Consider the following 23,199-nt stretch of genomic DNA (forward strand, 5'->3'; position numbering starts at 1 on the left):
TTGAGAAGTCTCATAGTTACAATAATTCAATTACTTGTCTATGCCACTAAGGCACACATAGCTCAATTAAACCCACAAGAGAAATAAGGGATTATAGATGCGATTCCTAATTGATGTTTTATACCTAAATAGGCTATAAAGGGCTCACTCACTGGATTTGAAAAAATCGAAAGATATAGTGAGTGAGAGAATAATTCTTGTCAAATGTTTTAAATGTTTGTTTTAGTGATGGTGATTTTAAGGCATAAAGTTGAAAATATTACAGTATTTAAGCTCATTATTTTTATTGGCTCTAAGTTATTTTGCCGCTGCTCACCTCGTCAGTGATTCAGGCCTGCATTCACAGATAGTTCCCTTGTGGATACCTGCCGGAGTAGGTTTGGCTGCTGTTATCCATTTTGGCGCAAAGATGGTGCCCGGTGTTTTTTTGGGCTCACTTGCTTTCAACGCGACATTTCAAAACACATCACTGGCTGACTACGATTTAAGCTATATTACAACTGCCATAATTATTGCCTCGGGTGCAACACTGCAAACACTTCTCGGTGCTTACTTGATTAAGCGCTTTGGCGCTCATCCTATTCAGCCTAGTAGTTATCGTGGTTTATTCAAGTTTATGTTGTTGGCTGGTTTTGCAACCTGCATGATTAACGCAACCCTTGGAACCAGTGCGATATACTTCTTTGCAGAAAGCTCGGGTAACTCGGGTTTCTTATTGGATTGGCTGAGTTGGTGGATGGGGGACACTTTTGGCTCGATCGTCGTGACCCCGTTACTGCTGTGTTTATTTGGCAGTAGTCAAATAGATAACCTGCAACGGCGTGCCTTTATTTTGGCCCAGTTGGCTGTATTGGTTGTGTCCATTTTAATACTAAATAAGATCTTCTTAAATCACCTAGATCAACAAGTTCGTCGTGGATTCGAGCAAGATGTGAAAATCCTTGATGCGCAACTGCAGGCAACTATCCAGCAAAATTTTGCTGATTTGGCAATGTTGGAAGGGGTTCTTACGGCCGGTCATCTTACAGAACCTGCACTATTTCGAGAGCGGGTATTGGATATTCAAGCAAATAATGCGTCGGTGCTTGCGTACTCCTGGGATCCCATCGTTCCACAGCATCAGCGAGCTGAGTTTGAGCAACTAACGGCCAGCATGCTGAGTCGCCCTGATTATAGGGTTCGAGGTGAGTCTCTGGGAGAGGCAGACCCTCTTATCCCTGTCCAATTTGTAGAGCCTTTTGAAACAAACACGGCCGCACTGGGCTTTAACCTGTTGTCACTGGAGGATCGTCGAGAGTGGGTGCTTAAGTCACAAGAGTCGGGACGTCCTGTGGCGACGCAAATTATAAATCTGACCCAAGCACCGAACGAGCCTGGTTTACTCATTTTACATCCCGTGTATGTCTCTATAGATGAGGCGTCTCTTTTGACGAGGAATAAGCGCTTGGCGGGCTTTATGGCGGGTGTTTTTACCGTTGAGCGTATGTTCATTAGTACGCTAAATGATGCTGGAGTTCAGCATATTCATTTCAAACTCTATGAGTTAGATGAAAAAATTCCGTTTTACCAAACGGCTTCCTCCTTACAAAATCTGCATGGTCTAACAAGCCAGTTTACGTTGGAGATTGCGCAGAATCGCTGGCGAGTAGAGGCTGAAGCGGGCCCTGATTATATAGCGATGCACCCATTTAGTAATGCGAATCTAATGCAGTCCTTACTGGTGATTCTAGGCTGTATGGGAACCTTCTTGATTTTGCATATGAATGATCGAGAACGGCTGCTTATTCAACAAGTACAACGTCAAACCGAGAGCCTTGCCCACCAGGCTCGCCATGATGTGCTGACAGGTCTACCAAATCGCTACCACCTGCAAAACCGTGTTGAACAGCGTATCTCTAATGATAAAGAACAGGTGTTTAGTTTGCTCTTTATTGATTTAGACCGATTTAAAGTGGTGAATGACAGCTTAGGTCATCAAGCCGGAGACCAACTACTGCAAGCCTTGTCGTCGCATCTTCAGTCGCATTTAGTTGGCGATTGTGAGCTTTTTCGCACAGGAGGTGATGAGTTTATTTTAATTGTAGGAGGCGAGCTAAGCAGAGCTAAGTTGGAAGCTGAGCGATTTCTAGGTTTGTGTACCTTACCTCATTCAATCGATGGCCATCATTTTCAGCTAACGGCAAGTATTGGTGTCAGTGTGTTTCCTGAGCATGGCGTTGATTTAGATATGCTGATTAAGCATGCAGATACGGCGATGTATCGTGCTAAAGCTCGGGGTAAAAACTGCTACGAACTCTATAACCCCCTGCAAACAGAAGAAACACTGCATGCGTTTCAGATGGAGCAAGACCTGCGACTTGCTTTGGCACATGATCAACTGTTGTTACATTTTCAACCTCAGTTCAGTCTTACTAATCAATCTCTTTGTGGCCTTGAAGTGTTGGTTCGTTGGCAGCATCCAGAAAAAGGCATGATGCCACCGGGGCAATTTATTCCATTGGCAGAAGAAACCAATTTAATTATTCCGTTGGGCTGGCTGGTGATTGAAAAAACCTGTCAGCAGATACTGAGTTGGCAAGAGCAGAACTTAATGGTGCCACCTGTTGCGGTTAACATTTCTCCGAAGCAGTTGATGGAGACGGATTTTTTACAGCATCTTAATCAGTTGTTGGGTAAATACGGTATCGCGCACGAACAAATTGAATTAGAGATTACAGAAAGCCTGATTTTGCAAGATCCAGAAAATGTTATTCAGCGACTGAACACCCTGCAAGCAGCGGGTTATCGCCTTGCATTGGACGATTTTGGGACTGGCTATTCGTCGTTAAGCCGCCTTAAGCAGATCCCTTTAGATCGACTTAAAATTGATTATAGTTTTACGCGAGATATAGGTAAGGACCCTAAAGATGAGGCGATTATTTTAACGGTAATTGCGCTTGGGAAGAGCCTTAACATAGAGGTCTTGGCCGAAGGTGTAGAAACGCAAGAGCAGTATTTGTTCTTAAAGCACCATGGCTGCGATAGCGTTCAAGGATATTTACTTGGGCATCCTGTGGCATCTGAAGACTTAACGCTTCCAAATGAGCTTGTGGCAACAAAAGGAAGCGTTTAAGGACTAGGTAAGGCTAACTTGCGTTAAGGTATACGCCAAATAGGCAATGTACGCCACAAACGTCAGTAGCATTGCTGCGCCTTCAAAGCGGTTGATACGTCCTAAATCTGGGCCTTTGAAGCCATAGCCCGTAATTAAGAGAGAGAAGGTCAAGAGCGCCATTACGGGCCAGTCACGCGTCAGTACTTCAGGTGCAACAGCAAGCGGCTGAATCACACCCGCTAAGCCCACAACCGCTAAGGTGTTAAATAAGTTAGAGCCAATGACATTGCCCAGAGCTAAATCATGCTCACCTTTGCGAATCGCAGCGAAGGCTGCGGCTAGCTCAGGAAGGGAGGTGCCAATCGCCACTACCGTTAAGCCAATCACTAAATCACTAATGCCTAAAGAGCTGGCAATATCAACCGCCCCCCAAACCAATAGACGAGAGCTTACAATCAGCAGCAATAATCCGATTGCCAGCCACATGCAGGCCTTGCCTAATGTCATCTCTGGAATTTCATCATTAAACTCGTCGGTGTTATTTGCCTTTTGCTTGATTCCTTGCAAAATCGTCCAGCCCATCACCCCAAAAAACACAACCAGCATAATCGTTGCATCAAGTCGGGATATTTGACCATTGAGAAGTAGGACGCCCGATAAAAGTGTTACACCTATTAAGATAGGAATTTCTTTTTTTAGAACGACCGATTTCACGGCAATCGGGCTGATGAGGGCGGTTAAACCCAGTATCAAGCCAATATTGGCGATGTTAGATCCATAACCATTCCCTAGTGCAAGCCCCGGGTTTCCTTGAGCTGCAGCAATAGCTGAGATGAAAAGCTCAGGTGCCGAGGTACCAAAGCCTATGATGACCATGCCGATTAGCAGAGTAGACATGCCTGCATAACGAGCCGTAGCGGCTGCGCCGTCGACAAAACGATCGGCACTCCAAACCAATAAAACTAGACCGCCGATAACAGCGCCTAAAGCGAGTAACATGGAGAGAACCCCTAAATAGTTGGAATTGCGAGGCGCTATCTTAACGTGTTGTTGTTAGGCTTCAAAGTGGCTTGAGGGTTATGTTGGCGAGGGAGCGAAGGCGGTGACGGACTGTGGCACTGTTTAAATGAAATTTGATGGATAATTCTCTTGTGCTTTATTTTCAATCTGATAGAATTTGCGACCTCAAAACGCAGATGTCTGTGAGTGAATCTTCAGTTCACACAATAGCACATCAAATGTTTTGTTTTGCAAAAGGTCAGGTGTCCGAGTGGCCGAAGGAGCACGCCTGGAAAGTGTGTATACGGAAACGTATCGAGGGTTCGAATCCCTCCCTGACCGCCAGTTACTTATTAATCAATAAGTTACGTCAAATTTCATCGAAGATTATATGATTGCTCTCTGGTGTGCCACTTAACGGTGACACTTCGGGGAAAATTTTATGCCAACTTCGATACGACATACCTACCGAAAACCCAGCGGTATTTTTTACCTTAGAGTGGTTCTCCCTAAAGGATTTAGAGATATTTTCCCGTCCGTTGGACGAGAGATTCGTTTGTCTTTAAATACTCGTCATCATGCTGAAGCAAAGATGCGCCTATACCAATTTGTAAATAATGTCAACTTTTCTATTGATTTATTTTTAACTTCTTATTACAATAAACAGTTATGTCGATTTAGTATCTTCAAAAAAGATATATTAAATCGCTATAATATTAATTTAAATAATATAACCATATTTTCAGGAGACGAGCCATGCGACTGGCATGCCGTAACAAAGAGGGATTTTTATATGATCATGGAACAGATACGATACGTTCACCCCGATGGTAGTGTAATTTCTTTCCTTTCCAAGAATTGGGAAAACAATATCAATGGATTAAAGGCACTTCGCGAACACGAAATGGGTCTTTATCCTGTAACCCACCCCCTTCCAACTAAAAAAGACTCTTTCAAATTCAATGATGCAAGCTCCCATGATGTCATTGATACTGGCTTTACGGCATGGCATCAAGATAGTTATGTGCCCGATCTGCCTGATGACGTTTGGGATTACCTAATCACGCATCAACAACCATCAAGTAATGACGAAAAACAATCAGATAGTGAGATAGCTAACACTAATGTTCAATTAGATGAGTCGATTACAAGCCATGTAATTTAGTCAAAAAAATTATAAAGTTAATGGAAACAAACCTTAAGCCAGTTTTTCAGCAAAATCTAATAATGGAGCAATAATGAACCACTAGCCATTCAGGTTTATGCTGCACCTTGACCTAAAAAAACAGAGAACTCATGGTTTTTACCCTTGAAAACAACGGTACAATGAGACAAAAAGTAAGTTTTTAGGCTTGTATCATCCAATAATGAAGCAATAATGAAATCGTATTGAAGACGCGCTTTCGGCCATCACCGGTTCCCTGGATCGAAACGCCTAGATATTTGATGGAAAAAAGCTCAAGAAGGGCCAATCAGCTCCGTGAGGCATAGTGGATATCTAAGCTTATTTGTACAAAATAGAAAAACTGGTTATATGTACGGTATGAAAGAGATACCCCAAATATTCGAGTGTTGTTACTCGTCTTACTCATATAGGGCTATCACGTTACTCAAGGCCTAGATAACAACCAGATTAGCATAATAAGTCATCTTAGAGTGCTTTCATCAGATCTAGCGACAGTTGATGTTCGTGGGCATTGCTAATGCCGTTCAATAACGGCACATGCAACATGATCTATTGATATAATTGAGTCACATTTTGCTAATGTTATTTTATCGATCATCTAAACCATCTATAGCGCCAGCCTCTAGAATCAATAATGGGTAAGACGGCTCAGTCACGCCCAGTATGCCCTGTGTTTAATTTAACAGTGAATAAACGGTTTATTGTCGGGTTTGCTCTTCGAACTCGTAAACGAAGACATCTAGAGGCGTTGATCTTATCGCCTAGGTGTTACGTATTTCGGTTTGTCTGGTGTTTGTGTTTGTCATGCTAATGCGGGAGTAACCGTTGATTAGGTAAATTGCGAATAAGTCCCTAGACCTGAGACAATCGAAAAAAGCGGGAAGAAGCGGACTTGATCTTACTTTCCTTACCATGTTGATAAACTCATCAGGTTGATGATGAAGACGGTGATTAAGAATATGGCAGCACAACATCGCGTCGCTCGGCGGTCCCTCCCGACAGGCCCCGTGACAGAGGCGTATGAACGCAAGGTGGATGCGGGGGAGGTGCGACGAGATGACGCGCAAGTCGCTCTGGCGGCAAAACTCGATGCCCTGCACGAGTCTCTTACCTCGCTCCCACCAGTACCCGTGCGCACCGACAGACCGACAGAGAGCAGCTCTAAAAACTGCAGTCCGCTGTTACTGTTACTGACGCGATCCTTGGCATCCGCTCAGTCCTTTCTTCGAAAGAAATTCCATTTGTGGTCTTTTGGTCCACCACCGCGAGGCATGTACATTCATGGACCGGTCGGGGTCGGCAAGAGCTTTCTAATGGATCTCTTTTACGCGTCGGTTAATGTTCCTGATGATTCTTGCTGTAATAATGACAGACACAGCTTCAAACACGTAAAAATTACCAAACGCCGCGTCCACTTTCATGAATTCATGCTAGACGTCCATCATCGAATATTTGTCTACAAACAGAAGCACCCACGAGATGATGCGATACCCATCATTGCGCAGCAATTGGCACAGGAAGCCCAACTCCTCTGTTTCGATGAATTTCAAGTAACAGACGTTGCCGATGCCATGATTTTGAAACGACTTTTATTATTATTATTGGATTGGAATGTCGTGGTGGTTGCCACCTCGAATCGCTCCCCCGATGCCTTGTATGAGGGAGGCATTAACCGATCCCTCTTTTTGCCATTCATAGACATGTTAAAACATACGTTCGACATTATCTCCATGGAGGATTCCGCCAAGGATTATCGACTCGAAGCTCGAGCTGATGGTCAATCCTATTTTTGGTCAAACAAGGATGTTCACGGCGATAATAATAGTGATAACAACATGCAGGCGCAGTTGAAAGAAATATTTGGTGGCACTGCATCCGGAACTGAGGCCGAGGCCATTCACGTACCCTTCGGTCGCACCGTCCAGGTCGCCCGATTCAATGACCGGTGCGCCTGGTTTGACTTTTCCGAGTTATGCTACCAACCACTCGGCGCGGCCGATTATATTTCCCTCTGCGACCGATTTCAGGTCCTCATCATGGACCGGGTGCCGCAATTAGACGCCAATCACCTCGACGAAGCGCGACGATTCGTGACCCTCATTGACGTGTGTTATGAATCTCGCACCCGCTTGGTGCTAGCGGCAAAAGTCCCGCTCGATGAATTATTTGTCGAGTTTGAAGCGCAAGTTGAAAGCAGTGATGGAAATGAAGAGTTGTTTGTCAGTGAGAAGGGGGGAAACTCGAGTTCCTTTGCGACGACCATGATTCGCACCAAAGAGGGTGAAGAATTTGAGTGGTCGGCGACGGGTCGAAGTGGCGTGTCACTGGCACTATTATCGGCCGCCAATGATCTCGCCTTTTCCTTTCGACGAGCCGCGTCTCGGTTGGTAGAAATGGGTGGAAAGGAATGGGGACGGCAATGACGAAAGCTCTTTACCTTGCAAACCATTGAACGTATGGCACATTTTCGCTAAGGGTGGGGAGTCCATGACATTTCCCTAGTATATCGTTCAGGCGACAAACTTTAACGCACCCACCCCTTATACTCCCATTCATCAAGCCGAAGTGGGAGTGAACCATGCATCCAACGTTACAGACCTCCAAGAGCCAAGCCGTATTAATTGGTGAGCAGAAGGAAGAGTTAGTTCGTCAGTGGGCATTACGCTTATTGATTGAGGCTCAGGGTTATCACTTGATGTTCAACAACCGCAATTACTTCGATGACGATATGCTTGTCAGCATAGGTATCGCAATTGAAGACACCACGGATATGACACCGACGAAAGTGTTGCGTATTTTGCGACAAGCAGCAAAGCATCAAACGCTGGTGCCGAATCTGCCAACGGCTTATCAGGGAAACAATCTGAGCTTGCTGGGTGATTCATTGTCTTTGTCTTCAATTGAGCAAGAGATTTTGGGTTTTTTGGTCATAAAAGAGCAGGACTCACGGTTATCTAATATCATTGAGCTTTTTCATCAGCGTCGCTGGGTAGGGTCACAGCAATTAGTGACGATGTTGTCTATTGCGTTGAAGTATCCCCGAAATGTCATTAGTCAGGCGCTAAGTGCAGAGGCACCTTTGCGACAGTGTGGGCTGATTTCACCTGAAGATCATCACAATGGTATCGAGTTACTGACGGCCTAGATGATCTCTTGTACTTCGAAGAAAACGGGCCTGACGCACTGTTCAGAAGCAATACCCTAAAGTTGCCACCCTCTGACTTGATTCCGAGTGACTTTGAACATATCCAACAAACCTATGATCGTGTCTATAACTATATCCGACGTGCCGCCAGTAAAGGGCTGCAAGGCGTCAATATTCTGATTTATGGCTCACCAGGGACGGGTAAAACTGAACTGGTTAATGTGCTTTCAGACGCAATGGGCTTGTCACTTTATGAGGTTAAATCCTCGGGCTCAGATGGTCGACCTCTGACAGGTGATCGGCGTTTGGCGACCTATTAGATGGCGCAATACATGTTGGCATCCGATAAAAAGAGCGTGAAGCTGTTTGATGAGGTTGAAGATGTCTTCAATGACCGCATCAGCAACCACTTCAAGGCCTGTGTGAATCGTATTCTTGAAACGAATCAACGTCCTAGCTTTTGGTTAACCAATAGCCACTACACCATGGATCCTGCCTACATTCGACGTTTTGATTTAGTGTTTGAGATGCCTGAGCTAGGGGAAAAGGCGAGGTTGAAAATTGCGAAAAGAATCTTGAACAATATTCCAGTCAGGGAGGAATGGCTCGTGTCGCTATCAAAACAAAAGGGTGTTCATGCTGCACATTTAGCTCAAGCCGCTCGCGTGGTGAAGCACTCGGGTTATCGTAAGCCTGAGCGTATAGAGTCAGAGATTGATGGCATTCTTGCCTCGCTCTATCAAGCACTCGGTTACCGTGAGCATAAAAAATTGTCGAAAGTGAAGGTGCCTTATTACAACCCGGCATTTTCTAACACAGACTTTTCGCTGGACAAATTTACCAATGGATTGACGCGCAGCCGTTTGGGTCGTATCTGTCTTTACGGACCACCAGGAACAGGTAAGTCCGGGTATGCGACCTACCTCGCTAAATCATTGGAGATGCCACTGATTGCCAAAAAAGCATCAGATTTGCTGGACAAGTATCTAGGAGGTACTGAGAAAGCATTAGCAGAAGCCTTCGACGAAGCGAAACAGCGCTCAGGTATTCTGCTAATCGACGAAGCCGATAGCTTTTTGACACCCAGAACACAAGCTGAACAAAGTTGGGAAGTTTCGCACGTGAACGAGTTGCTGGTACAAATGGAGCAATACCAAGGCATTTTGTTGATGTCCACCAACTATATGGAACATCTAGACTCTGCAGCGCTTCGTCGTTTCGACTTTAAGATTCGATTTAATTACCTAACACCCGACCAATGCTGGATGATGTTTAATAAGCAGTTGGGCCGAGCAAAACAGCATCGATTTGCTGCGACCGACGTTGAAACGTGTCAGCCAGTTCTCATCAAGCTCCATCAGTTAACATCGGGTGACTTTGCAACAGTAGAGCGTCATCACCGTGTGATGGGAGAGGAGTTAACACCCTTGTCACTCTTATCTGGTTTGCAAAGAGAGCACGATATTAAAACATCGGGTCAAAGTCGTGCGATTGGATTTATGTAGGGGGCTTATGAATCTTGAACATTTGGTCGCAGTATATGGCTCGCTTAAGCGAGGGCACTTTAACCATGATCTTCTCTATGGAGCAGAGTTTGTGGGTGAAGATTGGCTCTTTGAATTCACACTCTACGACCTAGGGCCTTTCCCAGCGGTAAAAAGGTACCCATCTGACGGTGTATTGGTTGAAGTTTATCGAATCACCACACGCCAGTTGCATCGTCTTGATCAGTTGGAGGGTTTTGATTCAGAAGAGCCGCATAAAAGCTTTTATCTGAGAGTAGAAGTTGAATCCAGTTATGGACCAGTGTGGGTGTATGAATACAACCGTGAGGTTGAACCACAGCGTTTGATAGGAACAGGTAACTGGAATCCAACTGACTAAAATGCTTAATACATACTAACTTCAGGTGTTTAGTTAATTGAGAAAAATCCATTCATCATAAGCAATTAAGCGAGATTAGCAGTCCGCGATGGATTGATATCAATCAACCGGCAACCACTGCCGAATTGGGTTTCTAGCCTGATTACAACGCGCGTAAGTGTAATGGACTTCTAAGCTGTATCTCTTCCCACTTGAATACTATACAGTGAATTCTCTAGTAAGCTGGGTTCTGTACTGCAATACGCCGGACGCATCCAGTTTTACACATAAGGAAAAGCGAAATGCTTGAGATCATTGCAGTCGTCTTAATTGTCCTATGGCTGCTGGGCTTTGTCAGCTCACACGCTGTGGGTGGGTTTATTCATATTCTTTTAGTCATTGCCGTAGTCGTAATACTAATTCGTGTTATCCGTGGTCGACGCTTGTAATAATAAATCAATGACAAAAGGAAATGACACAATGAATGCAATTAAAATTGTAGGTATCGCGCTGATCGTGGCGGGTATTTTAGGATTGGTATACGGTAGTTTTAGTTACACGAAAGATACACACGAAGCCAAGCTTGGGCCAATTGAGCTGTCGGTTCAAGAGAAGGAGACGGTAAATGTGCCTATCTGGGCTGGCGTAGGATCAATAGCTGTTGGAAGCATTTTCTTGCTCTTTGGAAGACGGAAGCCTTAACGTTTATCTTTTTTTCATCATATCTTGGGTGGGTCTAATCTTGGAGACAGCCAAGACGGCGTTGGATAAAGAAAGATAACCAGCTTCGGTGCTCAATACAAAGCAGCTCAACCTCTTTCATATGCCTTGCATTAATCGCGGTCATGAACCCAAGCTCCAATCGATTTATCTTAATGATATCGAGAATCATTATTAAAAAAATAAAGGCTTCATGCAAGTGATTCTGTGCGCTAAGATGATGATCTGTCTTGAACAAAATGCTTGCGCAATCTCGTTCCTTTAGGGACGAGTCAAGCAAGCGATCAACATTTTTTAGAATAAAAAATGTTATCATTTAACGTATTAAGAGCACATAAACAGGCATCATGCTAACAGGCATCAAACTGCGAGCAAATCCAACACCCCACCAGAGGCTGATACTCAGCCAATGGATGGGCTGTGCTCGTAGCATCTGGAATGCCAAGGTCGAAGAAGAACACTATTATCGGACTTATGCCCGTAAATATTGCGCTATCGGCACCTATGCCCCCATCGATCAAACCACGGCTCAGTTTAAGTCAACAGAGTTGACGCCATGGCTGAATAATTGTCCCAGTCAAATACTTCGCAATAGTGCTGTAAACTGGTTCAAGACGTATAAAAAGTTCATGAGCGGTCAGTGTGGTAGACCCAAGCACAAACCGAAAACGGATAAGGGCAGTATTCACCTGACCCGCGAAGTGTTTCGATTTGACCGCTGCGAAGATGGCAATATTCGCTTGTTTATTGGGACGAAGACGAACAATATCGGCTATTCGCCGTTTAAGGCTCATGATACATTTCAGATTCCGAATTCGATGTATGTTCGCAAGGAACGGGGTCAATACACCCTATCATTCTGCTATGAAAACAATGTATCGGATGCGGATCTGCTAACGCCAGAACAACATCTAACCTTTCTGCAAGGGGTCACCCGAGAGTATCTGGAAGAATACACTCAGGGCATTGATCGCGGCGTAGCCATTCCAGTCCACGCTGGAAAGAAAATGTATGATTTCTCTCAGGGCCAGAAAAAATCCATGAGCAAATCTGAGCGCTATATCAAGCGATTACAGCGCCGATTAGCGCGGCAGCAAAAAGGCTCTAATCGCAGAGCCAAAACCAAGCATCGCATCGCGGTTCATCATGCGAAAAGAGCGAATATTCGCAATGACTTCGCGCATAAAACCAGTCGTTCATTGGTGAACAGCGAAGCTAAAGTCATTGTCTTCGAAGCCTTGAGAACGGCCGCAATGACGCGCAAGCCTAAAGCGCAACAGGACGAGCAAGGACGATATGTTTCGAATAAAGCCAAGCAAAAGCCTGGACTCAATAAGTCCATATTAAACGTGGGTTGGCATCTCATCGAAACCTATACAAAATACAAAGCCTTTCATGCTGGAAAGGTGGTATTTAAAATACCGGCTCCAAGAACCAGTCAGGAGTGTGCCCTTTGCGGCCACACTCACCCCGACAATCGCAAGTCACAATCCATATTTATTTGCGGTCACTGTGGACACACTGACAACGCGGATCACAATGCGTCAATGGTGATTAAGAAACGGGCAATTAACTTAATTTTAGACACTGGAACGGTGTTATCTGATGATGGGGTTTTAAGGCCGCAGTCAGATACTGGACGTGGAGGCATGCGTAAGACTAGCCGAGCGAAAAGCTCGACTAGCCGTGGCCTGCGAAGCGTCAAAAAAGAAAAGCTAGCGACTCAGGTCGCTGGCTTGGAAGCTCAACCGCTTTAGCGGTGAGTAGTTCACCGTACAATGCCTTACAACGATCTAAGATCATCAACCGAGTATGTTTGATTGGGAGTCGGCCATGACACGCAGCACACAGGTTTTGTATATTTCCCATGGCGGAGGGCCTTTACCTTTGCTGGGCGATGCCAGCCATCAGGCGATGATTGATAGCTTAAAAGACCTGGCTAAACGTATAAAACGGCCTAAAGCCATCTTAGTGGTGAGTGCGCATTGGGAGGCCGAAACCCCAACCTTGACATCATCAGAGCTCCCATCATTACTGTATGATTATTATGGGTTTCCTGAAGAAGCCTACCATATACAGTACCCCTGTCCTGGAGCCAATGATTTGGCTGTACAGATACAAAGTGCATTAGCCGACGCTCAGATCCATGTTGAGCTGGACAGCCGCCGTGGATTGGACCATGGTGTGTTTGTGCCTTTAAAAATCATGTACCCTGAGGCTGACATTCCTTGCTTGCAGTTGTCTTTGCTGAAAGGGCTGGATGCAAAACAGCATATTGAATTGGGTCGGGCATTAACGTCATTGGAGATTGACGATTTGTTGATCTTAGGCTCAGGATTTTCATTTCACAACATGAATGCCTTTTTTGCACAAGACACTTCCGAGGCTAAAGCAAAGAATGAAGCATTCGAAGCTTGGCTGATTGATACCTGTTCGAATCGACTGTTGGATGAGTCGGGTCGGGAGCAGCGGCTGATTGAGTGGGAAAAAGCTCCTCATGCTCGTTATTGCCATCCGAGAGAGGAGCATTTATTGCCTTTGCATGTGTGTTACGGAGTGGCTGAACGCCCTTGTGAGGAAGTCATCGAAGTTAGAATCCTAAATAAAAAAGCCAGTTTCTATCTCTTTTAAATCTACACATCAGTTAGGTGTCTTTGGTTCGTAAGCTTGTGATTAGAGCTCTTTTGACTAGGGCTTGTTAGGGCGAAAAGAATGCTCAACAGTTTCGAATAATGCGTGCCGGATTACCCGCCACCACGACGTTATCACCAAAACTCTTGGTTACCACGGCCCCAGAGGCCACAACCACATTGTCACCTAAACGGATGCCTGGATTGAGGGTTGCATGCCCTCCGATCCAGCAATTATGTCCAATATGAATCGGTTTGGCGTACTCTAACCCTTGTGCTCTTTCGGTTGGATCAATCGGGTGCGTTGCCGTGTAAATGCCAACTTGAGGGGCAATCAGGCAATTGTCCCCAATGCGCACCTCGGCCACATCTAGAATGACACAACCAAAATTGGCATAAAAGTTCTCACCGACGTGAATATTGATTCCATAGTCGCAGTTAAACGACGACTCGATGTAGAGGTTTTTCCCAGTTGAACCGAATAAAGACTTTAAGATCGCAGTGCGTTGCTTTCGATGTGCCATACTGGTTTGATTGAGTCTTTCGGTCTTCAAACGTGCTTCAAGCCGAAGTGCCACCAGTTCTGAATCAAAGGGGTTAAAGTGCAAACCTGCGAGCATTTTTTCTTTTTCGGTCATATCAGTGCTTCTCATTTTCTTTTTAACATTCGAGCGCTATGGTTGGTGGTATGAAGTTTAATCTTTGATTAGGATGTGAATTAGCGCTGAAGTATGTTGGTTGATCTTCATTGGGAGGTTAACAAATCATTTACACTTTATACGAGACCTTTATCACTTTCAGGAGACAGTGTGAAAAAATCCATTTTAATAACAGGCTGTTCAACAGGAATCGGTCATTATTGCGCGTTGAAATTAAAAGCGTCCGGCTACCAAGTCATTGCAACGGCGCGAAAAGAGGAAGATGTGCAAGCCCTTCAAGCGCAAGGGCTGGAGTCCTTTGTTCTGGATTTAGCCTCATCTGAATCTATTCACGCAGGTGTTGAACGAACATTAGCGCTCACAAATGGACGTTTGGATGCCTTGTTTAACAATGGCGCATACGGTCAGCCAGGCGCGGTAGAGGATTTAAGTCGCGATGTTTTAAGAGCCCAATTTGAAACGAATCTCTTTGGCTGGGTTGAACTAACGAATAAAATCATTCCGATTATGCGTCAGCAAAAGCAGGGACGAATTGTCATGAACTCATCGGTGTTAGGATTGGTCGCCATGAAATACCGAGGGGCTTACAATGCGTCGAAATTTGCACTGGAGGGGATTACAGATACCTATCGATTGGAGTTGAGTGGCAGTGGCATCAGAGTGTCTCTGATCGAACCGGGTCCGATTGTCAGTGATTTTCGCAAAAATGCCTTACGTGCCTTTCAAGCGCACATCAATATAGAGTCGAGTGCCCATGCGAAGGTTTATAAAAGTGTGCTGTCACGTCTTGCCTCTACAGATGAGGACTCAACCCCTTTTACGTTAACACCCGAAGCCGTCTATCAAGTATTGATCCATGCATTGGAAAGTGAGCGTCCACGCCCACGGTATTATGTGACGAAAGCCACCTACCTATTGGGTTATTTAAAACGTATTTTGCCGACACGTTGGATGGATACTGTATTGAAAGAAGCATCTAAAAAAGAAAACCGTTAGACAGCTAAACAACGTAAACGTGCATCTTAATGTTGAGATTTTCACGATGATTCTGGATGCTGGGTTAGGATGGTGTCGGTTAAGATTAATAAGCAAAATATGGATAGCGCAGGTCAGTTAGACAATCGCTATGCGTTTATTCGACTCCAAGTGACGGGTGTTCGTCCTACGAGTGATCGTATTCGAGGCATTGAACTTTTGTTGAGGGACGGTGATCAAGTCGTTTCTGAATGGTCGGTAGAGATTCCAGTGCCCAATTTGACGACCTCAGAGGCGAATCCTGCCTTTGCTAAACTTGCTAGCCAGCTACTTGTGAGGCTTGCCGGGCGCATTTTAGTTGGGCGTAATATGCGTTTTGTCTCTGCCATGCTTCGCAATGAATTAAGGCGAATTGGCAGTGAAGATCGTTTCAAAGTGATTTGTCTCTCGCGTTTAATGAATTCCTGTTCTTTAAAGAAAGAAGGGGCTATACATTCATCTCAATTGACACCCCAAGACTTAATCTCGGAATTGGAGTGGATTAAAGAGGCAGCGGGAGATGATCGCTTAAAGGATGCAATAGGTGAGCAGCTTCGTTATCAATCTTTGCCGCCAAATATTGCTTTACAAGATATTCAGCGTTTGCCTGATAGCCCAGGCGTTTATTACTTTTATGGAGACCAGCGTCGATTATTGTACGTGGGTAAAAGTATTCAAATCCGCACGCGAGTGTTGTCTCATTTTTCGGATGACCATCGAGAAAATCGAGAGATGGTTATGTCACGGCAAGTGAGTTCTGTCGAGTTTACAGAATGTGTTGGAGAGCTCAGTGCACTTTTGCTTGAGGCCCAACAAGTAAAGCAACTTCGTCCCTTATACAATCGCCGTTTGAGACGTCTGAATCAGTTGTATAGTGTATGTTGGACAGGTGAGCCCTCTCATACACCTGAAACAGTCACGCTCTCAACGAATCAGCCCTTTAAGTCAGAGCATTTGTTTGGGTTGTTTCGTAGTCAGGTTAAAGCCGAGCAAGCTTTACGCAAGCAGTCTGAAAGGCATGAGCTTTGTTTAAAAGTACTGGGTCTTGAGCGAGGAAAAGGCAGCTGTTTTGGCTATCAGTTGGGACGTTGCAAAGGGGCCTGTATTGGTAAGGAAACACTGCTTTCTCACTCACAGCGTCTTCATATCGCATTAAAAACGTTAAAAGTTCAAGCTTGGCCCTTTCCAGATAAGGTTCTTCTAACAGAGACAAATTTAAAAAATGGCCACTCTCAGTCGCATCTCATACAACAGTGGTGTTATTTGGGGGATGTCTCACAACTCAGTTCGTTAGAGCCTGTAGTATTTGATTTGGATATTTATCGACTGCTAAACCAGTATTTGAAAGGTCAAACACTCTTTTCAATATGGGAGAAAAATGGTTTTCAATACCATCTAGGTTTACTTTGATCTATATTGCATTAAGATTATGAATCTTCTGGAGTTTTTTGAGCTCCTCGCCGATGCCGTATAGATACAGTTTTTATGATAAATAGGCCAAGATGATGAACGAAGCTGAAGCGATAAAGCGTAATAATATTAAACGCCTAGGCAAGGGTGAGCATACGTTGGTTTTGGCGCATGGTTTTGGTTGTAGCCAATCAATGTGGCGTTTTTTGATACCGTACTTATCGGATCGCTATCAAATTCTCTTATTTGATTACGTTGGGTCAGGTGCTTCGGACTTTACGTTCTTTTCTAAAGCTCGCTATTCGGATTTGGAGGGGTATGCAGATGACATCGTTGAGTTTTGTGAAGCCTTATCTCTGAAGGATGTAAGCTTCATCGGTCATTCTGTTAGCGGCATTATTGGACTCTTAGCTGCACAAAAAATACCGGATCGTATCTCAAATATGGTAATGGTGTGTCCTTCTCCCTGCTTTTTAAATTTTCCACCTAACTACTTTGGTGGCTTTGAGCTTAGTGATCTTGAAGAATTAGTCAACCTTATGGATAAGAATTACATAGGTTGGGCCAATCATTTATCACCTTTAGTGATGGGGCAAGATGCTGATCCTGCTTTAGTGAATGAGCTCACGCATAGCTTTTGTTCGACAGATCCAGTTATGGCCAAAGTCTTTGCAAAGGCAACTTTTTTCTCTGATTATCGTGATCGCTTATCTGAGAATACGCATCCAACCTTGCTCTTGCAAAGCCAAAATGATTCGTTAGCATCTGTCTCGATTGGTGAGTACATGCGTTTGGCAATGCCGCAGAGTGAGTTACGAGTTATCGACGCCAAAGGGCATTGCTTGCACATGACGCATCCTGAAGAAGTTTCCAAAGAAATTGACAGTTTTTTGGCTAAACGAGTTTCATGATGAACTTGCAACGTATGTCATGTCATGACTTCCAGTGTGGGCTGATCGTCACCGATTTGGTCGAGCGGCGAATTGTTTTTAGTAATCACTATATTGAATCATTGCTTGGCGTTTCTAATATTACTGATCCGCTCACTCGTATTGATCAGCTTTTGTCTCGGGCTTCAACTATTATCATTGAAAGTTATGTAATGCCAATTTTGATTCATGAAGGTCATTGTGAAGAGGTTCAAGTCACGATTCAAAATGCAAAAGGGGATAAAGTTCCTGCACTGTTAAACGCAAGAGTTGATAGCGCCGAACCGATTCGTGTTTATTGGACCATCACTAGCGCCGTCCAGCGAGACCAGCTTTACCAAGAGTTAGTGAATTTGCGTAACCAATTGGAACAAAAAGCTGAACGTTTAGAGCAGTTGTCCCAAACAGACGAACTGACGGGATTGCTGAATAGGCGGGAGTTTGTTGTAAGGGCTAATCGATGTATTAAGGTCTCTGAGCGATCAAAACGTCAGCTTTCTTTGTTGATGTTTGATATTGACCACTTTAAAAAAGTCAACGATACCTATGGGCATGATGTTGGCGACTATGTGCTGAATTCGCTTGGACTTTTATTGAAAGCGAATTGCCGCGAGACAGACCATGTGGCCCGAATGGGTGGAGAAGAGTTTGCGATATTAATGCCAGATACCACAGTAGATGCAGCATTAATCTTTGCAAATCGATTGTTAGAGCTTGTTTGTCAGATTAAAATCGAAAATACGGTGCTAACGATGAGTGCGGGCATCGCCTCTGGATACGATAGAGAGTTTGATGTTTTGTTTAAAGCCGCAGATATTGCCTTATATCAAGCAAAGGCATCCGGGCGTAATAAGGCGGTAATCGAGTCGTAAAAAAATCGTTAACCTTGGAAAATCATGATGTCTAGGCGCTTGTGTCATTAAACAGTGTCTGTGCCAACACCACTATACCAATATATATCTGTTTTTCTTTCGCGTTTGGCCGTATACATGGCTTTATCTCCGGCAGAAATCAGTTCTTGAAAACTCTGTCCATCCTGCGGGTACAGGGCAATACCAATACTGACTCCCACGTAATGTTTATAGCCTTCAATCTCAATAGGGGCATGTAAGCTCTCAATGATCTTTTCAGCCACACACTGTACCCCAGTTAAGTCTTTAATATCCTCAAGTAAGAGGATGAATTCATCTCCACCAATTCGCATAACGGCATCCGAGCCACGGGTCGCTTGCCGAAAGCGATTGGCGACTTCTTTTAACACTACGTCACCGACTTGGTGTCCAAACTCATCATTTATTTGCTTAAATTTATTTAAATCCATAAATAACAGTGCAACTTGATATTTCTTGCGTTGAGCACGAGCGATGGCTGAACGATAGAGCTCTTGAAACATTGAGCGATTAGGTAATCCTGTAAGGCTGTCATGTTGTGCAAGAATTTGGTAGCGCTGTTGCGAATAATGAAGCTTTTCGGTTGTTGCAATGAGCTGGAAGGTTAGAAAGGCTGTGATTGCACCTAACATTAGCCCTGCAATTTTTGCTCCCTGAACAAGGTTGCTAGCGGAGTGGCCATAAGGCGTTTTAGGCACAGCGGCTATATCCCAAGAGCCGTTTAAAATACTCACTTGTGTAACAAATACTTCAGGCTCTGAGAAAAGGCTAGCTTGACCATAAAATACTTTGGATGGGTCTGCCGTTGATCGCATACTCACTCTAATATCTAAACTAGGATCGTTTAGTCCAGCTTTTTCAATGAGTTCACTAAAATCAATGGGTGTGCTCATTAATCCCCAGTAGCGTTTTTCCGAGCCCTCTTGAATATAAATAGGTACTCGGTGTATGACGGCAACGCCACCTTGTGCTAACTCAAAGGGACCCGCAAGAATCGGCTGCTGGGTTTCAATTATAGTACGCGTTGCAGCTCCTTGAATGGGGTGGTTTAAAAGATCTAACCCTAATGCGGCTTCATTATTTTGAAGTGGGAACACGTATTGAATAATGTTTTGCGGGGCGAGAGTGATATTGCGAATGAGCGGATTATCGATGAGTAGCTCATTGGATAAGTTTTCAAATAATGAGGGCTCTATACTCCCCGTGACTCGAATGTGTGCAATTAATCCCATTGTTAGGTTGGTTGCGCCATTGAGTGAGCCTTCAATCTTAGCTCTTATTTCAGCTAAACGTTCAATGTGTGTTGCTCTTTCCTGTTCAATTGCTGTGTTTTGATACAGGTTTGACATATAGAAGAATAAAACAACAACAATGACACCGACGACTATAGGTGCGAAAAATTTATAAACTCTCAGTTGTTTGATGTTCATCGAATACCCTTCGATTATGAGGGTTGTCAAACACGGATTATCATTAAGCTTAGTATAATGAATTGTGGGTGGCAGAACAGGGGGCATAAACAAATAACCCCGAACAAACGGGGTTATTAAGCATCAATACAGGTATTGACCAGGTAGATTAACTACCTGGGCGTTGTACCCAAGATTGGCACCAGCCTTTCGCTTCTACAGAGAAGCCTTGGAACAGCGTACAGCCTTGAGTGTCTGGCTGCCAGAACATGCAGTTATCGCAATAGCTGCCTTCTTTAAAGGCTGGGTGGCTAGAAGCATCAGCGGCAACTTTTTTGTAGTTTAGCGCTTTAGCATTCGGCGCATCTTCGCTTAGAGGCGGTAAGCTAGCTGCAAACGACTTAGACGTTAAAACGCCCATACCGAGTGGTAGTGCGGCAAGACCAAACATGCCTTTTTTCAGGAAACCACGGCGAGTTGAATTAGCCATTTTTAAATCCTTATTTCATTGACGGTTGAACCCATGCCCAATTCTGCGATTAGGTCGAGGGTCTTGGAGTTGTTGGATATATTAGAGCTTTGTTTTATTAAAGCTGCAATGATCCAAATCAAAACTCTTCTGTCTGACCAAGGCGAAGAATACTAGTTCCTTACGTTGGAGCCTGCTTTGGCTTACCTTGATGCAAACGCAGCATATCTTATACACACTTAATCGCTCATGAACAGACATTAGCGTTTAATTGTACTGTTTAATCTTCATTTCACATACGCTTGCCCAGCAGATTCAGTTCAATGGCCTGCAAAGCATTTCGTATCCTGAGATTTATGGGGTTCGATGTAGGAAATATCGAATGCATAACCCCAGTCCCACAGCACCAGTCATCACGGACACCATAGGAAGCGGTGTTCCATCTCCAAGTAAACCAACGGCTGCTCCTGCAAAAGCACCTAAAGTAAAGCCTGCCGCACCCGTGAGTGCGGTCGCGGAGGCGGCACTGTGAGGAAAAAATTCTATCGTACAGGACATACCATTGGACATAACAAACCCTTGCAAGCCCATAAAAGCGATGATGAGCGGGATTAATAGCGACAGTGGGTGAGGTGTAAATAGAATGCACAATAGAGCGGTAATGCCGATGACAACTTGGGTGGCTTGAGCGGTCAGTAGAATTTTTTGAGGGCCAAAAATATGGACGATCCTAGCATTAATTTGATTGCAGACTAGTATCATGAGTACGTTTAGGCCGAACAACAGGGGGTACATTGCTGTGCTAACGGAGTAATAGGTTAGGTAAACCGTTGCCGAGCCAGTGATAAATGCAAACATACCTCCGTTTCCAAATGCGACGGAGAGTAAGTACCCCATCGCTTTTTTGTGCAGGATAATCTCGCGGTAACGTTGCGCTAAGTTTAAGGGTAGGCGACTTGGGTCATGTCGACGTGTCTCAGGAAGGTGAACCCACAAAACCCAAAGCAAAATTAAACAATACACTTGAAGTACAATAAATATACTGCGCCAGCCTGTTACCATTAACAGTAAACTGCCAAGTGCTGGCGCAAGCATCGGTGCGACCATCATGATTGCTGCGATACGCGACATGGCTCTAGCACTGTCGGCACCACGATATAGATCTCGGACAATCGCGGCTGAGTTGATGACGCTGATGCCACCACCAAGTGCTTGTAGAAAACGACTTCCCCATAAAACACCGATAGAGTCACTTAAAATAATACCTATAGATCCAAGGCTGAAAATACTTAATCCGCAGACGATTGCGGTTCTTCGTCCCCAATGGTCGGAAATAGGACCACCAGCCAACTGACCAAGTGCGAATCCACCTAGGAATAAGCTAAGCGTTAACTCAATGTCATGTACTGAAACAAGAAGATCTTCAGCCATGAGTGGAAATGCCGGTAAATAGGCATCAATGGATAAGGGAGCTAGTGCAGTTAATGCAGCTAGCATCCAGACTAAGCCGGGGATGACTTTTTGATTAGTTGCCGTCATGGGGTGTCTCGGGAGAATAAAAAATGGTATTTTAGACTGATCAGTATAATTATGTAACCGCTTTTAAAGAAGATTTTTAATTCTGAGTTCGGATTTGTTGTTTACAGCTATGCTTAAATTATTTCTGTGGAACACAGGTCTTATGATTGGGAAAGATGGTTCAACAGGTTACAATCTTCTTTTAGTGCACAGTAATGATGAGGGGTGCTATGTCTGATTCTCAAGGATTGAAATGGTTATTTGGAATCGCAGGAGTGATAGTCATTCTTGCAGGGTTAAAAGCTGCTGAAGCAATCGTGATCCCAATTATGCTTGCGTTATTCGTGGCGATTATTAGCACTCCTTTTGTTCGTTTAATGACAAAAAAAGGTATTCCAGCTTATCTTTCTGTCATTATTGCACTCTCAGTTTTGATTTCTGTTGGCAGTGTGTTGGTGATGGTGGTCAGCCAGTCGATAGATACCTTCATGACACGTATGCCTGCGTATCAAGCGCGATTGCAAACTGTAGTCGTGGATTTTTTACCCTATCTGGAGCGCTGGGATATCCCGGTGGATCGTGATGTGATGATGACCCATCTGAATCCAGGGCAGATGATGGGCCTAATTGGTTCGACCTTATCAAGTATCGGTTCGTTGTTGACCAACCTGTTTTTAGTGGTGTTTATTGTTATCTTTTTGTTGCTCGAAGAAGCAACGTTTTCCGACAAGCTTAAAGCCGCTTTGCCTAATGCTGAACACTCGTTGCAAAAAACATCAGGGTTCATGCGTCAAGTGAACCAATATCTGGTGATTAAAACAACCATAAGTCTTGTGACAGGGGTTCTGGTGACATTATGGCTATGGTTGCTCGATGTTGACTTCCCAGTGCTTTGGGGACTCATTGCCATGTTAATGAATTATATTCCTAACGTAGGATCTTTGATTGCGGCGGTTCCGGCTGTTTTATTATCACTCGTTCAGCTTGGCGTAAGTGATGCTATTTTTGTCGCATCAGGATACTTAGTGATCAATATTATTATGGGGAATCTTATTGAGCCGCGCTTTATGGGAAAAGGCTTAGGGCTCTCGCCACTGGTGGTATTTTTGTCTTTGATTCTCTGGGGCTGGCTATTTGGCCCTGTGGGAATGTTTTTGTCTATTCCGCTGACCATGATTGTCAAAATAGCACTGGAACAAAATCAGAGCACTCGCTGGATCGCTATCATGTTGGGCAATGAAGCACCTGCTACCAACGAATAACT

At 44.3% G+C, this 23,199-nt stretch carries 21 protein-coding genes and 1 tRNA gene; 17 read left to right on the forward strand and 5 right to left on the reverse strand.

The features are described from left to right. Nucleotides 1-250: 250 nt before the first annotated feature. A complete protein-coding gene (locus DN062_RS01280) occupies nucleotides 251-3,112 on the forward strand; it encodes an EAL domain-containing protein (RefSeq protein WP_112156803.1) in 2,862 nt (953 codons plus the stop codon). Between the two features lie 3 nt (nucleotides 3,113-3,115). Here DN062_RS01280 and DN062_RS01285 read toward each other — a convergent pair whose 3' ends face one another. Further along, entirely contained in the window at nucleotides 3,116-4,093 is a 978-nt protein-coding gene (locus DN062_RS01285) for a calcium/sodium antiporter (RefSeq protein ID WP_112156805.1), read from the reverse strand. Nucleotides 4,094-4,350: 257 nt separating this feature from the next. Between DN062_RS01285 and DN062_RS01290 the strand changes: the two genes are divergently transcribed. The 11 genes from DN062_RS01290 to DN062_RS01345 all read left to right on the forward strand — a co-directional run bounded on the left by DN062_RS01290 (nucleotide 4,351) and on the right by DN062_RS01345 (nucleotide 13,638). Beyond that, a tRNA-Ser gene (locus tag DN062_RS01290) sits at nucleotides 4,351-4,438 on the forward strand. A gap of 97 nt (nucleotides 4,439-4,535) precedes the next feature. Continuing rightward, nucleotides 4,536-5,258, forward strand: a complete 723-nt coding sequence (locus tag DN062_RS01295; protein WP_112156807.1) for a DUF6538 domain-containing protein — start codon at nucleotides 4,536-4,538, stop codon at nucleotides 5,256-5,258. A 959-nt stretch (nucleotides 5,259-6,217) separates the two neighbouring features. Beyond that, nucleotides 6,218-7,702 (forward strand): cell division protein ZapE, encoded by a 1,485-nt coding sequence (gene zapE, locus DN062_RS01300; protein WP_112156809.1) that lies wholly within the window; start codon nucleotides 6,218-6,220, stop codon nucleotides 7,700-7,702. A gap of 155 nt (nucleotides 7,703-7,857) precedes the next feature. Next, entirely contained in the window at nucleotides 7,858-8,424 is a 567-nt protein-coding gene (locus tag DN062_RS01305) for a hypothetical protein (protein ID WP_112156811.1), read from the forward strand. Between the two features lie 8 nt (nucleotides 8,425-8,432). Further along, complete coding sequence (locus DN062_RS01310; RefSeq protein WP_112156813.1) at nucleotides 8,433-8,744, forward strand: AAA family ATPase; 312 nt, start codon at nucleotides 8,433-8,435, stop codon at nucleotides 8,742-8,744. A gap of 12 nt (nucleotides 8,745-8,756) precedes the next feature. Continuing rightward, nucleotides 8,757-9,929: an AAA family ATPase gene (locus DN062_RS01315; RefSeq protein WP_205126612.1), complete on the forward strand. Its 1,173-nt coding sequence runs from the start codon at nucleotides 8,757-8,759 to the stop codon at nucleotides 9,927-9,929. 7 nt (nucleotides 9,930-9,936) lie between these two features. After that, nucleotides 9,937-10,308 (forward strand): gamma-glutamylcyclotransferase family protein, encoded by a 372-nt coding sequence (locus DN062_RS01320; protein ID WP_112156817.1) that lies wholly within the window; start codon nucleotides 9,937-9,939, stop codon nucleotides 10,306-10,308. A gap of 281 nt (nucleotides 10,309-10,589) precedes the next feature. Then, the gene (locus DN062_RS01325) at nucleotides 10,590-10,736 is read left to right on the forward strand and encodes a lmo0937 family membrane protein (protein ID WP_112156819.1); all 147 of its coding nucleotides are present in this window, start codon (nucleotides 10,590-10,592) and stop codon (nucleotides 10,734-10,736) included. A 31-nt stretch (nucleotides 10,737-10,767) separates the two neighbouring features. Next, nucleotides 10,768-10,989 carry a hypothetical protein gene (locus DN062_RS01330; RefSeq protein ID WP_112156821.1) on the forward strand — a complete coding sequence of 74 codons (222 nt, stop codon included), beginning with the start codon at nucleotides 10,768-10,770 and terminating at the stop codon, nucleotides 10,987-10,989. A 365-nt stretch (nucleotides 10,990-11,354) separates the two neighbouring features. Next, a complete protein-coding gene (locus tag DN062_RS01340; protein WP_112156825.1) occupies nucleotides 11,355-12,764 on the forward strand; it encodes an RNA-guided endonuclease InsQ/TnpB family protein in 1,410 nt (469 codons plus the stop codon). Nucleotides 12,765-12,840: 76 nt separating this feature from the next. After that, nucleotides 12,841-13,638, forward strand: coding sequence for a DODA-type extradiol aromatic ring-opening family dioxygenase (locus tag DN062_RS01345; RefSeq protein ID WP_112157162.1), 798 nt, complete (start codon nucleotides 12,841-12,843; stop codon nucleotides 13,636-13,638). 85 nt (nucleotides 13,639-13,723) lie between these two features. On the opposite strand, the gene DN062_RS01350 is transcribed toward DN062_RS01345, so the two are convergent. Then, entirely contained in the window at nucleotides 13,724-14,275 is a 552-nt protein-coding gene (locus DN062_RS01350) for a sugar O-acetyltransferase (RefSeq protein WP_112156827.1), read from the reverse strand. A 171-nt stretch (nucleotides 14,276-14,446) separates the two neighbouring features. Between DN062_RS01350 and DN062_RS01355 the strand changes: the two genes are divergently transcribed. The 4 genes from DN062_RS01355 to DN062_RS01370 all read left to right on the forward strand — a co-directional run bounded on the left by DN062_RS01355 (nucleotide 14,447) and on the right by DN062_RS01370 (nucleotide 18,521). Further along, nucleotides 14,447-15,292, forward strand: a complete 846-nt coding sequence (locus DN062_RS01355; RefSeq protein WP_205126613.1) for an SDR family oxidoreductase — start codon at nucleotides 14,447-14,449, stop codon at nucleotides 15,290-15,292. A gap of 99 nt (nucleotides 15,293-15,391) precedes the next feature. After that, complete coding sequence (locus DN062_RS01360; protein ID WP_156460549.1) at nucleotides 15,392-16,720, forward strand: hypothetical protein; 1,329 nt, start codon at nucleotides 15,392-15,394, stop codon at nucleotides 16,718-16,720. A gap of 95 nt (nucleotides 16,721-16,815) precedes the next feature. Further along, nucleotides 16,816-17,631, forward strand: coding sequence for an alpha/beta fold hydrolase (locus DN062_RS01365; protein ID WP_239995648.1), 816 nt, complete (start codon nucleotides 16,816-16,818; stop codon nucleotides 17,629-17,631). After that, nucleotides 17,628-18,521 carry a GGDEF domain-containing protein gene (locus DN062_RS01370; RefSeq protein ID WP_112156833.1) on the forward strand — a complete coding sequence of 298 codons (894 nt, stop codon included), beginning with the start codon at nucleotides 17,628-17,630 and terminating at the stop codon, nucleotides 18,519-18,521. Before DN062_RS01365 ends, DN062_RS01370 begins: the two co-directional genes overlap by 4 nt. A gap of 47 nt (nucleotides 18,522-18,568) precedes the next feature. Here the strand turns inward: DN062_RS01370 and DN062_RS01375 are convergent, their stop codons facing one another. The 3 genes from DN062_RS01375 to DN062_RS01385 form a co-directional block, all read right to left on the reverse strand. Beyond that, the gene (locus DN062_RS01375; RefSeq protein ID WP_162301228.1) at nucleotides 18,569-19,969 is read right to left on the reverse strand and encodes a sensor domain-containing diguanylate cyclase; all 1,401 of its coding nucleotides are present in this window, start codon (nucleotides 19,967-19,969) and stop codon (nucleotides 18,569-18,571) included. A 148-nt stretch (nucleotides 19,970-20,117) separates the two neighbouring features. Next, a complete protein-coding gene (locus DN062_RS01380) occupies nucleotides 20,118-20,438 on the reverse strand; it encodes a high-potential iron-sulfur protein (protein ID WP_112156838.1) in 321 nt (106 codons plus the stop codon). Nucleotides 20,439-20,771: 333 nt separating this feature from the next. Further along, on the reverse strand, nucleotides 20,772-21,956 hold the full coding sequence (locus DN062_RS01385) for a multidrug effflux MFS transporter (RefSeq protein WP_112156840.1): 1,185 nt from the start codon (nucleotides 21,954-21,956) through the stop codon (nucleotides 20,772-20,774). Between the two features lie 209 nt (nucleotides 21,957-22,165). Here DN062_RS01385 and DN062_RS01390 point away from each other — a divergent pair, with 209 nt between their 5' ends. Next, nucleotides 22,166-23,197, forward strand: coding sequence for an AI-2E family transporter (locus DN062_RS01390; protein ID WP_112156841.1), 1,032 nt, complete (start codon nucleotides 22,166-22,168; stop codon nucleotides 23,195-23,197). Nucleotides 23,198-23,199 lie beyond the last annotated feature (2 nt).

The organism is Nitrincola tibetensis, from assembly GCF_003284585.1.
Classification (GTDB): Bacteria; Pseudomonadota; Gammaproteobacteria; order Pseudomonadales; family Balneatricaceae; genus Nitrincola; species Nitrincola tibetensis.